Consider the following 15,111-nt stretch of genomic DNA (forward strand, 5'->3'; position numbering starts at 1 on the left):
GAATCGGGGAAGTTTTTCATGTCGATACCATCATCGAATCTCGATCCTGAAGCCCGGTATATACTCGAACTCGTCCGGCCGGCGGCAGTCCAGCCATTCGAAGCCGGCACGCCTTCCGAGGCACGTCGAGCATATGAGGAGGGATTTCCAACCCTCCAGGGCGAGCGCGAGCCTGTCGTTTCAAGGACGGAGCGCACCATCGCAGGTCCCGGCGGCCCGTTGAAGCTCAGGGTCTATCACGGTGAGAGGACGCCCGCTGCAGATGCTCCGGCGCTGCTCTATCTGCATGGTGGCGGATGGGTGCTTGGTAATCTCGAATCCCATGATGAGATCTGCCGGTGGTTTGCGAATATCGGGGCCTGCGTGGTTGTTTGCCCCGATTATCGGCTTGCGCCTGAACACAAATATCCCGCAGCCATTGAGGATTGTCGCGCAACGCTTTCCTTCATGCAGGCCGAAGCCAGTGAACTTTGCATCGATGCGAACAGGATCGCACTAGCGGGGGATAGCGCTGGCGGAAATCTAGCCGCGGTGCTGAGCCTGATCGCGCGTAATGAAGGCATTCCGTTGGCGGCACAATTGCTGCTCTATCCAAACACGGATGCCTCGCAGACAGCCGACAGCTACCGCCGCTTTGCCGACGGCTACGGTCTTACGTCGTCAACGATGACCTGGTTTCGCGATCATTACATCCGCGATGTTGCAGATATTTCCGATTGGCGCGTATCGCCGCTGAATGCGGCCAGCGTTAGCGGTGTGGCACCGGCCTTCGTAGCAATCGCCGGCCATGACATCCTTGCTGATGAAGGCGAAGCCTATGCGAAGCGTTTGTCGGAGGAGGGCGTTCCAGTCTTCATAAAACACTGGCCGGGACAGATCCACGGCTTCGTCTCGATGGGGCGGCATACCGCAGCGGCGCGGGAAGCGGTTGGCGCTGCGGTTACCGCATGGCGCGGCTTCGAATTGCTCAAGCCGACTGACGCATCACCAGCTTCGCGTCGAGATTGACCTTGGAGGCAACGGTGTCGTCTTCCTCGTTAAGCAACGACAGCAAGGTCTCGACGCTGCGTCCCGCCATGGATGCAAAATCCTGCGCCATAGTGGTAAGGGCAGGGCAGGTGTAGCGGCTCAACGGGTGGTCGTCATGTGCTGCAACACGCAGATCGCAATCGTCCTTGCGGCCGACTTTGCGGCCTAATGAATAGGCTGCCGCCATCACGCCAAAGGCGAGACGATCATTGGCACATAGAATGGTTTTGCCGGGCAGGCCGCCGCTGGTAAGCATAGCTTCCATCTGCTCGTAGCCGATACGCTCGAAATCCCAAGTGTAGTCACGCGTATTGCCGATGACCACGGGCTCTTGTCCGAGCCGTTGCATCGCGCTGACATAACTCTCGACCCGTTCCCGGGAGTTGTGGTTGACGTGGGGGATATCGAAATAGACGGGAGCGTCGCCCGAACGGCACAAATAATCGACAATCGTCGAGACGCTTTGCGCGTTGTTGTTGCCGACAAACGGTGTGTTGCCTTCGAGATAAGTGTCGAAATAGACGATCGGGATAGCCTGCGTCAGTTTCTCGATCGCACGATGATCCGTACGCAGGCCGAGCGGCGCGATAAGTGCGCCGGAAACTTTCAGCGACAGAATGGTTCGCGTCGCTTCCACTTCCAGCTCGCGCGAGCCATGCGACGAAATCACGATCGGCCAATAGCCTTCGTCGCGCAGTCTGAGTTCGATGCGGCTGACCATTTCCGAATAGAATGGATCGGCAACAGTCGGCACGACGATACCGATGCTGCGGGTGCGTTTGCGGTTCAGGTTACGGGCGAAGAGATTGGGCTGATAATCAGACGAGCGCAGCGCAACCTCGATCCGCTGCCGTGTCGCCGGCTTAACGCTGGTAGGATCGTCGAAATATTTCGACAGCGTTGGCCGGGAGACGCCGCAAGAGCGAGCAAAGTCCTCCATCGTCTTGTGCGTCATTGGCATCAAAATCCCTCGCGTCGTGGAAGACCGTTCCGTAGCGCTGCTCGATCTACATACGGCGCGCCATCGCGCAACCGCAAGTTTAAAGTTTACATAAAACTTCAGTAGTGATGACGCGCAGTATTAAAATTTTTCATGCGTAAATTTATTAATTGACGCGAAAAAGTGCAAGCCGTATTCAACTTGGGTAGCAAAATGTGAAGCACCGGGAGGAATTTCACGAGATGAAGAAGCTGGTCAGTGCCGGCGAGATCGTCGTGGAGATCATGGCCGAACGGATCGGGCAGAGTTTTCGCGAACCTGGTCCGCTGCTTGGTCCCTACCCGTCCGGTGCGCCTGCCATTTTTATCGGTCAGGCAGCCGCTCTCGGCCAGCCAGCCGGATTGATCAGCGCTGTCGGCGATGATGATTTCGGCCATCTGAATATTGAGCGTCTGCGGGCGCTTGGCGCGGACGTTTCTGCGATCTCCGTTCACGCCGGCTACGCCACCGGCACAGCCTTCGTGACTTACCGTTCGGATGGCAGCAGGCATTTCGTCTTCAACATCCGCAACAGTGCAGCCGGTCTGATTGAGATCGGAACAGCGGCAAAGGACATGCTGGCTGGCGCAGACCACATTCATGTCATGGGTTCATCGCTGTTTTCCGACCGCGCGATCGAGGTGATCCTGTCGGCGATGGAGGAGGTGAAGGCTAAAGGAGGAACGGTATCGTTTGACCCGAACATTCGCCGGGAAATCATGAATGTTTCCAGCACACGACAGGCGCTTGATCGTGTGCTGGCGCTGACGGACATCTTCCTGCCAAGCGGGGAGGAGCTGTTTCTTTTCGCATCGTCTAAAGACGAAAAAGTTGCCGTAAGCGAATTGCTAAACCGCGGAGTCTCCTGTGTCGTTCTCAAAAAGGGGGTCTCTGGTGCTGTCTACCATGACCGCGATGGAGCAGTCGTTTCATCAGGTTTTGCCGTCGACGAGGTCGACCCCACAGGCGCGGGCGATTGCTTTGGGGCGGCTTTCGTCTCGATGCAGCTTCGCGGCAGCACACCCGCCGAAGCGCTGCAGATCGCAAATGCCTGCGGTGCGCTCGCCGTTACGCGCAAGGGGCCGATGGAGGGCATATTTCCACTCGCCGCCGTCGAGGCCTTTATCGCAACTGCCGATCGGAAGAGCCCGTCATGAGTGCCGCGACTCAAAGGTTTGCGAAGATTGCGGCTCGGCGCGCCGCAGGTGAGAGAAGCGGAATCGCATCGGTCTGTTCGGCGCATCCGCTGGTAATCGAGGCCACACTCCGACACGGCGCGGCACGGGGCGGCGATGTACTGATCGAAGCCACCTGCAATCAGGTGAATCATGAAGGTGGCTATACCGGGATGACACCCGCCGGCTTTCGGCGTTTTGTCGAGACAAGTGCCGAGAACGCCGGATTTTCGTTCGATAACCTGATACTTGGCGGCGATCATCTTGGACCTAACCCTTGGAAGCATATGGCTGCTGCCACTGCCATGAAGAACGCTGCCGTGATGATCGACGCCTATGCGAGTGCAGGCTTCACCAAGATTCATCTCGATACGAGCATGGCCTGCGCTGACGATCCAGCAGTACTCGCCGACGAAACGATTGCCGCGCGCGCTGCTGAACTCGCCGCCGTGGCAGAGGCCGCCACAAAGCGTCACGGCGGCGAAAGGCCTGTCTATGTCATCGGTACTGAAGTGCCGGTGCCGGGCGGCGCGCTGGAGGCATTGGATCATCTCCATGTGACGGAGCCTGACGATGCCCCGCGCACGGTCGAGCTTCACCGTCAGGCATTTTCTCGCGCGGGATTAGATGCAGCTTTTGCTCGGGCGGTCGGCGTGGTCGTCCAGCCGGGCGTGGAATTCGGCAATACCGAAATCGTACCCTATGCACCGGAAAAGGCGCGTGCGTTGGCGGCTACGCTCGACCGCATGCCGCAATTCGTTTTCGAGGCGCATTCCACCGATTATCAGTCGGCCCAGGCACTCAACGCTCTTGTCCATGACGGCTTCGCCATTCTGAAGGTTGGCCCCTGGCTTACCTTCGCGCTTCGTGAGGCACTCTACGGCCTCAGCCATATTGCCGACATTCTGGTTTCGGACCCGGCACGTGAAAGTCTTCCCGCCGCGATGGAGCGCCTTATGATGGAGGCACCGGAAAATTGGCTGAAATATTATCCAGGAAGGCCCGGCGAGCAGCACCTGCAACGGCATTTTTCGCTCAGCGACCGCATACGTTACTACTGGCCTGCACCGCAGGCGCAAACTGCAGTACGAGCGCTACTTGCGGTGCTAGGAGACGTGAATATTCCACGCCCTCTGATCAGTCAGTATTTCGGGCATCTTGATGCGGCAGTCGCCGACGGGCAGGTGCCGCCGCGGGCAGCAGATTTGCTAATCGCCAGCATAATCCGCGTTCTCGACATTTATGACAACGCGACAAGCGGTTGTAATTCATGACTTGAGAGTTGCCGTTTTTCCTTCAGCCGATTTCCACAGACCGCTCCAACTTTTCGAGGTGTTTCTTGCAGGCGGGAACTGCTGGCGGCCGACGACACCCGCCGCGAATGGTTTGAAGTGTGAGGCTACCAAGAGAATGGTAGCGCAGACAGACAGTGAGGGCGACGCCTCGGCTCCGTGCCGGGGCCTAAACGATCAAGTCACGCCGGGCAGAAGCGGACCAAAGGTCGGGGCGATTATTGCCGGCTACAATTCTCCAGGCTCCTGCTACGGCATTCCCGCAAGCCATTGCTGTCAATAATGGCGCCATGCCCCGATATGGCGCGCTCTATTCTGATAGCCATTTCCAGGTCAACTTGATCCTGTCGTAGCGTTTATGATGAGAAAATGGGGAATTGTGCATTTGCGTTCAGCCCTTGTGCGACGCCTTCGCCGCGTGGATCGTGGGCGCCGAGGGACATCGCCGTTTCCGGCCCGTCAAGTCGCACGATGCCGGCTTGGCCGCATAGCGGGCTCAGCGCATCAATTGGTGCCACAGCGTGCCCGCGCTCAAGCAGTGTCGCCATAACTTCCTTGCTGACATTTCGCTCCAGCTTGAGCGTGTCCGCGCCGTCTGAAAATGTTCGGCCTAGCAGAAACCTGGGAGCGGCCAGCGCCTCGGCGGGTGACATTTCATGGTTCAGCATGCGCACAAGCAAGGGGGCAAGCGTCTGCGGCTGGCCGTCGGCTCCCTGTGTGCCGTAGAGCAGTTGCGGGCGTCCATCGTGCAGGGCAATGCCGGGGTTGAGCGTGTAGAAAGGCCTGCTGCCCGGCCTTGGCCGGTTCGGACTCGCAGGGTCCGGGCTGAAGGCCGCTGCGCGGTTTTGCCAGAGAATACCAGTATCACCGACGACCACCCCGCTTCCCCAGTCGAAATAGATGCTTTGCAACATACTGACGCTGCGCCCCTGCGCGTCGGTGACGGCCAGGAAAACGGTGTCGCCATGTTGATAGGAATGGCCCCAGGGGAGCGCGCGGGTGCGGTCCACCGCTTGCGTCGCCTTATCCAGCGCGACGGGAAGGAGCTGGGTCAACGCCGCGTCCTGTTCATGCGTGGGGTCGGCGATTGCGCCGCGCACGAGGAATGCCTGTTTGATCGCCTCGACGATCAGATGGTAAAAGTCGCCGCCTTCCTTCTCTGCCGCGTGGATGCCGAGGCGCTCAAGGATTCCCATGATCGCCAGCGTCGTCATCCCTTGCGTGGGGGCGGGGGGCGCAAGTAACTCGTAGCCGTAATAGCCAAGCCGCAAAGGTTCGGCGAATGTCGCGCGCGTGGCCGCGAGATCTTCGGCGCGAAGTGGTATTCCCGTCCGTTCGAACCCCTTGACGAGCGCATGCGCGAGAGTGCCTTCGTAGAACCCGCGCGGCCCTTCCTCCGCCAGAAGGCGAAAGCTTTTCGCCAGAGCCGGTTGCCGGAAGCGGTCAGGCTTGTTGCGCAGCGCCCTCGTGTCAAAGAGGTCGGGAAAGCCCGACCAGCCTTGCCATTCGCCGGCTCTGAAATCGAGCCAGTGCTGCTGTGAAGCGGTAACGGTAAATCCCTCGCTCGCCAGCGCGTGCGCCGGAGCGATGAGGCTGGCGAAACCTTTCGAGCCTTGCCAATGACGGTTGGAGTATTCCAGCGCCGCCGCCCAACTGTCCACGAGACATGCCGTCGTGAATGCGGAGCCAGGGCCGCGTGTCGCAATCCGTGCTGTCTCGCGCGGCAGGTCGCGGGCGGCTTGGCCGATTCCCAGAAGCGAGGTATGGCGACCTTCGCCATCGGCGATCATCCAGACTGCGTCGCCCCCCAATCCGCAGAAATGCGGGCATACCACTGTCAGGGCCGCGCCTGCCGCAATGGCCGCCTCGATCGCATTTCCTCCTTGGGCGAGCACATCCAGACCGGCTCGTGTCGCCAACTCGTGTGGGCTGGTGACGAGAGCGTGGCCCGTTGCAGTGCCCGTGCGAGACAGCGGCGTATGCGCCGACAGCGACGCGGTCGATTTACCTTGCACCGGCGCTTCCTTCGATTGCGGTTTCCGGAGCGTCCTTCAGATACGCGATCACCATTTCCAAGGTCTCGCGTCTGCGCTGGGCGAGAAATTCGGGCGAGGAGAAATCGAGACCCAGCGTTTTTCCGGCTGTGTGAAAGTTGAAGATGTGGACGAAGCTCAGGCCCAGGATGCTGAGATACAGGTTCTCTGGCGACCTGCGGCCACGGAAAACGCCGAGTTCGTAGCCTCGATCCAGCAGTTTTCCGAGGCGGCTCATAAGCGGGCGCGACGTTTCAAACACGCTGCCGATCTCACGGACCATGCGACCTTCATTCAGGTTCTCGACGCGCATCATTAGCGGGAATTCGGGGTGGGCGAGCATGTAGTCGAAGGTGAAACTGATGAAGGACTCGATGCCTTCCTGCGGCGGCAACTGGTCGATCTGAAGTTCCGCTTCGGCCTGACGCAGCGCGAGATAGACCCGTTCCAAGGCCGCGCGATAGAGCCCCTGCTTGTCACCGAAGTAGTGGTAGATCATGCGGATGTTGCAATCCGCCGCGGCCACGATACGGGTCGTATTGGCTCCCGAAAATCCGTACCGGCTGAATTCGGCCGTCGCCGCCCGCAGGATGCGCTCGTGCGTGTCCGCCGCCCTTCCACCCTCCGGCACGGCCGGGCGCGATGCCTTCTCAGCTTCACCATTCATTTCACACTCCAATTCTGCACAAGGTAAAAGCAACTTCTGCCTATAAAATAGGCGAACTATCTAAACGATCACCAATTGTGCATTTTTAGCAGATTGACGATTGAAAGGCGATAGTAAGTATGCATTTACTTACCTCGCAAGTGCATTTTTCCGGTTGCCCAAGGCGATGGAGAAGCGCGGGAGGAAGACGTGATTTTGGGTTACTTCAAACCGAAAGGCTGGTCATGAAACACAAGCAGAATCTTCTTGCCGCAATGGCAACCGCAGCCATGATCGCAACAGGTCCCAGCGCCGCCGTAGCCGGACAGATGACCGACGCGAGAATCTCCATAGCCATCACCGAGACGATCAGCGGCTATAATCCTTATGCTGACCCCGTGGTGCTCGTCGGCAGCCTGTGGTGCAAGGTTTATGGCTGCGTCACCCGCTTCGATTTCGAGCAGGGGCGCTTCATCCCTTCACTGGCCGAATCGTTGGAACCCGAAGATGATCTGAACTGGATCGTGACCCTTCCAGAGGGCCTGTTGCGCCACGATGGCGACCCGGTCGTGGCCGACGATATCGTCCATTCCATCGAGCTTACCCGCAGCCATCCGGCGTCGGCGAAGGCCTATGTCGTCGCATCGATCGCCAAGGCCGAGGCCCTTGACGAGCGGCGCGTGCGCATCACCACGACTCTGCCCGATGCAACCCTGGCTGACACGCTCAGCCTGCTGGTGGTGACGTCGAAGAAGTTGTTCGAGGAGCATGGCGATGCGATGTTCACCAATCATCCCCAAGGCGCTGGTCCCTATAAACTGGTCGAGGTCTCGATCGGCAATCATATGGTGCTGGAGCGCTTCGACGAGCACCCGTTGATCTCGCCGGACAATCCCAAGCAGATCATGTACCGTATCATGGCCGAGCCGGAACAGCGCGTGACCGCGCTCGCCAATGGCGAGGTGCAGATCGCACAGGGCGTGCCGCCGCAACTGGTGAACCGCGTCAACGACCTGCCCAACGCACGCATCGAGACCATCAATTCGGTCGAGATGATGTTTCTGGCGATGAGCCCGAAAACCCATCCCTGGGACGTCAAGGAAGCGCGGCAGGCTGTTGCCCACGCAATCAACCGGGAGGGCATTGTGCGCGCGCTGCTTGGCGGCCAGGCCAATCTCCTCAACGGTCCCGTCAGCGCCGGCCAGTTCGGCTTCGATCCTGATTACCGCACGCCCTATGACTACGATCCCGCCAAGGCCAAGGCTCTCCTTGCCGGGGCGGGACTGGAAGGCGTCGAGATTGACTTTCACACCCCGGTCGGGCGCTACACCACCGATCGCCAGATCGCGGAGGCCATGGTTCCCATGCTTGAGGAGGTCGGGTTCAAGGTCAATCTGCGCACGCCCGAATGGGCGACGTTGTGGTCCAACGTGCAGATCGGCGAGGTGCCGTTCTATTACATGGGGCGCGGTTCCATGCTCGATCCTTCCCGCGCGCTCAGCCAGTATTTCGAGACCGGCGGCTCGCCGCGGATCGGCTATTCCAATCCGGAACTCGACGCGCTTCTTCAGGCCGAACGCGCCGAGTTCGATATCGATGCCCGAACGGTCAAGATGCAGGAAGCCATCGCATTCCTGACGGAAGATGTGCCGGCGCATTTCCTGTGGCAGCACCAGATGGCCTGGGGCGTCGCGGAAGGCATCGGTTTCACGCCGCGGCCGGCCGACCGAGCCGATGGCTGGGAAATCCATATCCTCGACTGAGCGGTAAAGGGCCGCGCTGCGCGTCGGCGCGGCCCTTCCTCAGGATTTGATGGCCAAGCCGATCGATAGGAAATCACTATGCTTGTCTTTGTCGTGCGACGACTGCTCGGAGCGATACCGGTGCTTCTGATGGTGTCGGCGCTTGTCTTCACGCTGATGCAACTTGCCCCCGGCGATCCCGTCAGCATGCTGATCAGTGACGAGGCGTCGCCGGAGGATATCCAGCGGGTCAAGGAAATGTGGGGCCTCGACCGGCCACCGATCGTCCAGTACGGCAATTTTCTCCTGAACGCATCGATGGGCGATTTCGGCAATTCGTTCCGCTACAAGGTTCCGGTCATGCAACTGGTTCTGGAGCGGTTGCCGGCGACGATCGAACTGGCTGCATTCTCCACGCTGATCGCGATTCTGATCGGCATCCCGCTCGGCGTGCTGTCGGCTGCGCGGCCGAATTCCCTTATCGACAATCTCGGCGCCGTGGGCGGCTTCTTCGGCATCAGCCTTCCCAATTTCTGGATCGGCATTCTGCTCATTCTGGTCTTTGCAGGCCATTTCCACTTGCTGCCATCGGGCGGGCGCGAGCCATGGGGCATGGATCTGCCGCGCATCACCGGCTTCCACACCGTCGACGCTCTCCTTCAGGCCCGGTTCGACGCGTTCTGGCAGTCTTTGCGCTACCTGATCCTGCCCTCGATCGTGCTCGGCACGTCGATGACGGGCATCATCATGCAGCTAACGCGTGCCTCTATGGTCGAGGCTTTGCGCGAGGACTATGTGATGACGGCGCGGGCGAAGGGACTGCCGCCGCGTGTCGTCTTGTGGCGGCATGCGTTCCGCAACGCGCTGGTCGGCGTGGTCACCATCATCGGCCTCGAATTCGGCGCGCTTCTGAGTGGCGCGATCATCGTGGAGACCGTCTTCGCGTGGCCAGGAATAGGCAGCCTGCTCATACAGGGCATCGGTGGCCGTGACTTCCCCCTGATCATCGGTCTCGTGCTCGTCTACACCGCGATCTTCGTCGTCGTAAATCTTCTGATCGATCTCGCCTACACGGTTATCGATCCCCGCATCAGGATATCGTAGCCATGGCAAGCGCTCTTTCATCGCTTTCGCAGGTTCGTGCGCGCTATCCGCAGCTTGCTGGCTTCAAGGCCAGCTTCGGCATCGCGGTTTTCGTGCTGCTCATCGTCACCGGCCTGTGCGCGCCGTGGATCGCCCCGCACGATCCCGCGCGCCAGGACCTGATGGCCGCGATGATGCCGCCGGACTGGATCGGCCCCTATGTGCTGGGCACGGACCATGTCGGTCGGGATATCCTCAGCCGCATTATCTATGGCGCGCGTGTCTCGCTGTTGATCGCCGTCTCCGTGGTGGTGTTTTCCGGCCTTGTCGGCATCACGCTGGGCGTAATCTCCGGTTATTTCGGCGGGCGCGTAGATGGGCTGATCCAGAAGGGCCTCGAAGTGTTCTGGGCATTCCCGCCCCTGCTGCTTGCCATCGCAATCGTCGCCTTCATCGGGCAGGGGCTGACTATTGTTATCATCGCGCTCGTCTCGCAACGCTGGATTCCCTATTGCAGGATAGCGCGCGCGGAAACCATGGCGCTTCGGGAACGCGAATTCGTCGTCGCCGCGCGGTCGCTGGGCGGACGTCACCTCCACATCATCCGCCGCCATATCCTGCCCAACATCCTGCCTAGCGTGATCGTCGTAGCCGCCTTTGCCATGGCCAGCGCCATCATTGCCGAGGCCGCGCTCAGCTTCCTGGGCCTCGGCGTGCCGCCGACCATTCCCACCTGGGGCGGCATGCTGGCCGACGCCCGCGCCTATATCAGCACGTCGTGGTGGATGGCCCTCTTTCCCGGTCTTGCAATCTTCCTGACCGTTCTGGGCGTCAACCTTCTGGGTGACGCGCTACGCAACCAATTCGACCCTAAACTGAAACCGCTTTGAGGACCTCCCGCATGATCGAACGCAGTCATCTCACCACTTCCGACGGAGCGCGACGCGCCGAAGTCACCGCGCATGGAAATTGGGTGTTCTTCACCGGCATCCAGCCGCAGAATCTCGGCGGAGACATCAAGGAACAGGTCGGCGAAGCGCTCGACAGGCTGGACGTCCTGATGGCGGAAAAGGGCGTGGCCCAGTCCGACATCTTCACAGTCCATGTGTGGCTGAAGGACATGCGCTATTTCTCGGCTCTGAACGCGGTCTGGAACAAGTGGGTGGACGCCGACAATCCGCCAGCGCGCACCTGCGTTTCGGGCGAGCTCTATCGCCCGGACCTTCTGGTGGAGCTGGTCGTCATGGCGTTCCGCAAAACGGAGGGCTGAGGGATGACGCTGCGAAAAGTAGGCCGGATCGACAGTCTCGGCCCGAAGATATTCCTCGGTTCCGGCACGGACGATCTGGCGTCCGTCTGCCTCACGGCGCCGGACAAAGGCAAGGATTTCAACGGTCAAACGCGCGACATCCTTGCCGTCATCGACAAGCACATGGCCGAACTGGGCGTCGGACGCGATCGGCTTTTGACAGTGCAGGTCTGGCTCGCGGATATCGGCGACTATTCGGCGTTCGTCGGAATCTGGAACGCATGGGTCGGGGAGGATGTCCCCGGACTTTCAGTCGTCGAGATGGCAGCGTCCCGTCGCGATTCTCTGTTGGAAATCCGCGCCTGGTCGGCGCCCGGCTGAAAGTAAGCATCATGAGCGAGCGAACGCCCCTTCTCGATATCTGCAATCTGGTCGTCGGGTTCGGCTCGGCAGAACGGCCGTCCGTCCGCGACGTGTCATTGCGCGTTGCCAAGGGTGAGATCGCGGCGCTGGTCGGCGAATCCGGGTCCGGCAAGTCGGTGACCGTGAAATCGGTCATGCGGCTCATCGACTATGCCGGAGGCAGCATCCGGTCCGGCAAGATTATGCTCCATGGCACGGACGGCGCGGTCGATCTCGCATCGGCAACGCAAGAGCAGATGCAGGCGATCCGCGGCGTGCGGATCGCCATGATCTTCCAGGAGCCGATGACCTCGCTAAATCCGGTGCTGACGATCGGCAGTCAGCTCATGGAAGCGTTGCGGCAGCACCAGCGTTTGGCGAAGGCGGTCGCACGGGCCGAATGTATAAGATTGCTTGAACAGGTGCGGATCACCGAACCGGAGCGCAGGTTCTCGCAATATCCCCACGAAATGTCGGGCGGCATGCGCCAGCGCGTGATGATCGCGATGGCTCTCGCCTGTAAGCCCGACCTGCTTGTGGCCGACGAACCCACCACCGCGCTCGATGTGACGGTTCAGGCTGAAATCCTTGCTCTACTTCGACGGGTGCAGAGTGAAACCGGCATGGCCGTGCTGTTCATCACGCATGACATGGGGGTCGTCGCGGAAATCGCCGATTTCGTGACGGTGATGCTCGACGGTGAGGTCGTGGAAAGCGGACCCGTCATGGAGGTCTTCGAGAACCCGCGTCACGATTATACGCGCACGCTTCTGGCAGCCGCCCCTCATCTCGGGCAGGGATGCAAGGTCCAGCTTGAAGCGGTCGCTCCGGTCGGTAGTGACACGGGAAGCACGCTCGCGCTGAAGGTCGAAAACCTGACTGTGCGCTATCCGGTGCGCAGCCGGATATTGCGCAGGCACAATGCCAATCTACATGCCGTCGAGGACGTATCGTTCACGCTCAATCACGGTGAAACGCTTGCGATCGTCGGCGAATCGGGCTGCGGAAAGTCGACTCTGGCGCGCACTCTCCTCAAGCTGAACGACCCGACCTCGGGCCGCGTGATGCTGAAAGGGCGAGAACTGGGCGCGATGTCGGCAAAGGAACTGCTGGAGGCTCGAGCCGGCATCCAGATGGTTTTTCAGGACCCCTATGCCTCGCTCAATCCCCGCATGACGGTGGCGGAAATTCTCTCCGAACCATTCCACATTCACCACAAGGGCTGGGAGTCATCGATTCTGGACGAGGTCTGCGCCCTGTTGGAGCGCGTCGGCCTGCCCGAGAGCGTCCTCAAACGCTATCCGCACCAGTTTTCCGGCGGTCAGCGTCAACGCATCTGCATCGCACGCGCGCTGATGCTCAAGCCGTCCGTCATCATCGCCGATGAGCCGGTCTCCGCGCTCGACGTCGCGATCCAAGGGCAGATCCTCGATCTTCTGGCCGACCTGCAGCGCGATTTCAACGTGGCGATGTTGTTCATCTCGCACGACATGGCCGTGGTGGAGAAGGTCAGCGACCGCGTGGCGGTGATGTATCGCGGGTCGATCGTGGAGACCGGGCCGACGAACAAGGTGCTGGCCAATCCGCAACACAGCTACACCAGGCGTCTCTTGGAAGCCGTGCCGGCGGCGCATCCGCGCCTGCGCCACAAGCGTACTGATGCGCCCTTCGTTAGCTACAGCCCGGTTTTTCCAAAGGGCTGCGAGATTGAGCTGCCTGCGATGATCCAGCACGAAGAGGACCATTGGGTCCGACCCGCCGTCCCATCGAAGCACGCTGCATAATCGACCCCGGTGTGTCCCTGACATATCCAGATAGTCATGGGAGCGGGTTGTTGGTCTGCATCAACGTAGCAAATCGATGGATGTGGGTTGTCTGTAATATGAGCATTAAACAGAGCAGCCTATTTATTAGGCAATGCATGTTGGAGTGCGCATAAAACCCGCATTGTATAGGCCTGCAGGCGATCCCCTTGACGGAGGAGTTATCAGCCAAGCCACATAAGTGGTTGAAAAGGCTCCCAGTGGGCGAATTCCAGAACTGTGAATTCTGATTGGCACGGTGGTTGCTTCTCTTATTGCAGTGCAACAACCAGTTGGGAGCGTTCATATGAGGGGCAGTTTTTCAGCCATAAGTAAAATATTTGCGGCGGGCGCAATCGCCGCGAGTCTGATCTCGTCCTTGCCTGCGCGCGCGCAGGAAGAAACCATCAAGGTCGGAGTTCTTCATTCGCTGTCGGGAACGATGGCGATTTCGGAAACGACGTTGAAGGACACGATGCTGTTTCTCATCGACGAGCAGAATAAGAAAGGCGGCCTTCTCGGCAAGAAACTCGAAGCGGTTGTCGTTGACCCGGCTTCAGACTGGCCGCTCTTTGCCGAAAAGGCACGGCAGTTGATCGAGCAGGACAAGGTTGCGGCGGTATTCGGTTGCTGGACTTCCTCGTCGCGCAAATCCGTGCTTCCGGTCTTCGAGGAGCTCAATTCGCTGCTTTTCTATCCTGTCCAGTATGAGGGCGAGGAGAGCCAGCGCAACGTGTTCTACACTGGTGCTGCGCCCAACCAGCAGGCTATCCCTGCTGTTGACTACCTGATGAGCGAAGACGGCGGCTCCGTAAAGCGCTGGGTGCTGGCAGGTACGGACTATGTCTATCCGCAGACGACCAACAAGATCCTTCAGGCCTATCTCCAGTCAAAAGGCGTGGCACCTGAGGACATCATGATCAACTACACACCGTTCGGTCATTCCGATTGGCAGACCATCGTCTCGGACATCAAGAAATTCGGTTCCGCCGGCAAGAAGACCGCCGTCGTTTCGACCATCAATGGCGATGCCAACGTGCCTTTCTACAAGGAGCTCGGCAATCAGGGCATCAAGGCTGAAGACATCCCGGTCGTTGCCTTCTCAGTAGGTGAAGAGGAACTCGCTGGTCTCGACACCACGCCTCTGGTTGGGCACCTCGCTGCCTGGAACTATTTCCAGTCGGTCGACAGCCCGGCAAATGCCGAGTTCATCGCAGCTTGGAAAGCCTACACCAAGAACGACAAGCGTGTGACCAACGATCCGATGGAAGCCCACCTCATCGGCTTCAACATGTGGATCAAGGCCGTCGAAAAGGCCGGCAGTATCGACCCGGATGCGGTCATCGACTCTATTGTCGGCGTGTCGGTTCCCAACCTCACCGGCGGTTATTCGTCGATGATGCCGAACCATCACATCACCAAGCCGGTGCTGATCGGCGAAATTCAGGCAGATGGCCAATTCGAGACCGTCTGGGAGACGCCGGGTCTCGTCGTTGGCGATGAATGGTCGGATTACCTGCCGGATTCCAAGGATCTGATCGCCGATTGGCGCGCGCCGATGTCTTGCGGCAACTTCAATGTCGCAACCGGCAAGTGCGGCGGCAAGGGCATCAACTGACAGCCACTGACGAAGACTTCCGGGTGGGGCTTTCTCTGCCCGGAAGTCGGCAATCCCGAAA

13 protein-coding genes are annotated in these 15,111 nt (G+C 59.8%); 10 read left to right on the top strand and 3 right to left on the bottom strand.

What is annotated here, in order from left to right:
* Positions 1-18: 18 nt before the first annotated feature.
* A complete protein-coding gene (locus ABFT80_RS12840; RefSeq protein ID WP_347972321.1) occupies positions 19-1,008 on the top strand; it encodes an alpha/beta hydrolase in 990 nt (329 codons plus the stop codon).
* Here the strand turns inward: ABFT80_RS12840 and ABFT80_RS12845 are convergent.
* Positions 968-1,993, bottom strand: coding sequence for a LacI family DNA-binding transcriptional regulator (locus ABFT80_RS12845; RefSeq protein ID WP_347972322.1), 1,026 nt, complete (start codon positions 1,991-1,993; stop codon positions 968-970). The two genes, ABFT80_RS12840 and ABFT80_RS12845, sit on opposite strands and share 41 nt — an antisense overlap.
* 218 nt (positions 1,994-2,211) lie before the next feature.
* Between ABFT80_RS12845 and ABFT80_RS12850 the strand changes: the two genes are divergently transcribed.
* Positions 2,212-3,165 (top strand): sugar kinase, encoded by a 954-nt coding sequence (locus tag ABFT80_RS12850; protein WP_347972323.1) that lies wholly within the window; start codon positions 2,212-2,214, stop codon positions 3,163-3,165.
* Positions 3,162-4,457, top strand: coding sequence for a D-tagatose-bisphosphate aldolase, class II, non-catalytic subunit (locus ABFT80_RS12855; RefSeq protein ID WP_347972324.1), 1,296 nt, complete (start codon positions 3,162-3,164; stop codon positions 4,455-4,457). Before ABFT80_RS12850 ends, ABFT80_RS12855 begins: the two co-directional genes overlap by 4 nt.
* A 374-nt stretch (positions 4,458-4,831) precedes the next feature.
* Here the strand turns inward: ABFT80_RS12855 and ABFT80_RS12860 are convergent, their stop codons facing one another.
* Both ABFT80_RS12860 and ABFT80_RS12865 read right to left on the bottom strand, forming a co-directional pair.
* Positions 4,832-6,490 (bottom strand): gamma-glutamyltransferase family protein, encoded by a 1,659-nt coding sequence (locus ABFT80_RS12860; RefSeq protein WP_347972325.1) that lies wholly within the window; start codon positions 6,488-6,490, stop codon positions 4,832-4,834.
* A complete protein-coding gene (locus ABFT80_RS12865) occupies positions 6,480-7,175 on the bottom strand; it encodes a TetR/AcrR family transcriptional regulator (RefSeq protein WP_347972326.1) in 696 nt (231 codons plus the stop codon). The genes ABFT80_RS12860 and ABFT80_RS12865 overlap by 11 nt, the downstream gene beginning before the upstream one ends.
* A 224-nt stretch (positions 7,176-7,399) precedes the next feature.
* On the opposite strand from ABFT80_RS12865, the gene ABFT80_RS12870 reads away from it, so the two are divergent.
* From ABFT80_RS12870 to urtA, 7 genes are all read left to right on the top strand, one after another.
* Complete coding sequence (locus ABFT80_RS12870) at positions 7,400-8,917, top strand: ABC transporter substrate-binding protein (RefSeq protein ID WP_347972327.1); 1,518 nt, start codon at positions 7,400-7,402, stop codon at positions 8,915-8,917.
* Positions 8,918-8,995: 78 nt separating this feature from the next.
* On the top strand, positions 8,996-10,000 hold the full coding sequence (locus tag ABFT80_RS12875) for an ABC transporter permease (protein WP_347972328.1): 1,005 nt from the start codon (positions 8,996-8,998) through the stop codon (positions 9,998-10,000).
* A gap of 2 nt (positions 10,001-10,002) precedes the next feature.
* Positions 10,003-10,869, top strand: a complete 867-nt coding sequence (locus tag ABFT80_RS12880) for an ABC transporter permease (protein ID WP_347972329.1) — start codon at positions 10,003-10,005, stop codon at positions 10,867-10,869.
* Between the two features lie 11 nt (positions 10,870-10,880).
* A complete protein-coding gene (locus ABFT80_RS12885) occupies positions 10,881-11,249 on the top strand; it encodes a RidA family protein (protein WP_347972330.1) in 369 nt (122 codons plus the stop codon).
* A 3-nt stretch (positions 11,250-11,252) separates the two neighbouring features.
* Positions 11,253-11,609, top strand: a complete 357-nt coding sequence (locus ABFT80_RS12890; protein ID WP_347972331.1) for a Rid family hydrolase — start codon at positions 11,253-11,255, stop codon at positions 11,607-11,609.
* An 11-nt stretch (positions 11,610-11,620) separates the two neighbouring features.
* Entirely contained in the window at positions 11,621-13,414 is a 1,794-nt protein-coding gene (locus tag ABFT80_RS12895) for an ABC transporter ATP-binding protein (protein ID WP_347972332.1), read from the top strand.
* 325 nt (positions 13,415-13,739) lie between these two features.
* The gene (gene urtA / locus ABFT80_RS12900; RefSeq protein ID WP_347972333.1) at positions 13,740-15,050 is read left to right on the top strand and encodes an urea ABC transporter substrate-binding protein; all 1,311 of its coding nucleotides are present in this window, start codon (positions 13,740-13,742) and stop codon (positions 15,048-15,050) included.
* Positions 15,051-15,111: the final 61 nt, after the last annotated feature.

The organism is Foliimonas ilicis (assembly GCF_039939195.1).
GTDB classification, from domain to species: Bacteria; Pseudomonadota; Alphaproteobacteria; order Rhizobiales; family Rhizobiaceae; genus Foliimonas; species Foliimonas ilicis.

Excerpts from the sequence above, each read along its gene's own strand:
- ABFT80_RS12875 (WP_347972328.1), top strand. The coding sequence starts at position 8,996 with ATGCTTGTCTTTGTCGTGCGACGACTGCTCGGAGCGATACCGGTGCTT.
- ABFT80_RS12870 (WP_347972327.1), top strand. The coding sequence starts at position 7,400 with ATGAAACACAAGCAGAATCTTCTTGCCGCAATGGCAACCGCAGCCATG.
- ABFT80_RS12895 (WP_347972332.1), top strand. The coding sequence starts at position 11,621 with ATGAGCGAGCGAACGCCCCTTCTCGATATCTGCAATCTGGTCGTCGGG.
- urtA (WP_347972333.1), top strand. The coding sequence starts at position 13,740 with ATGAGGGGCAGTTTTTCAGCCATAAGTAAAATATTTGCGGCGGGCGCA.
- ABFT80_RS12890 (WP_347972331.1), top strand. The coding sequence starts at position 11,253 with ATGACGCTGCGAAAAGTAGGCCGGATCGACAGTCTCGGCCCGAAGATA.
- ABFT80_RS12885 (WP_347972330.1), top strand. The coding sequence starts at position 10,881 with ATGATCGAACGCAGTCATCTCACCACTTCCGACGGAGCGCGACGCGCC.
- ABFT80_RS12880 (WP_347972329.1), top strand. The coding sequence starts at position 10,003 with ATGGCAAGCGCTCTTTCATCGCTTTCGCAGGTTCGTGCGCGCTATCCG.
- ABFT80_RS12855 (WP_347972324.1), top strand. The coding sequence starts at position 3,162 with ATGAGTGCCGCGACTCAAAGGTTTGCGAAGATTGCGGCTCGGCGCGCC.
- ABFT80_RS12865 (WP_347972326.1), bottom strand. The coding sequence starts at position 7,175 with ATGAATGGTGAAGCTGAGAAGGCATCGCGCCCGGCCGTGCCGGAGGGT.
- ABFT80_RS12850 (WP_347972323.1), top strand. The coding sequence starts at position 2,212 with ATGAAGAAGCTGGTCAGTGCCGGCGAGATCGTCGTGGAGATCATGGCC.
- ABFT80_RS12840 (WP_347972321.1), top strand. The coding sequence starts at position 19 with ATGTCGATACCATCATCGAATCTCGATCCTGAAGCCCGGTATATACTC.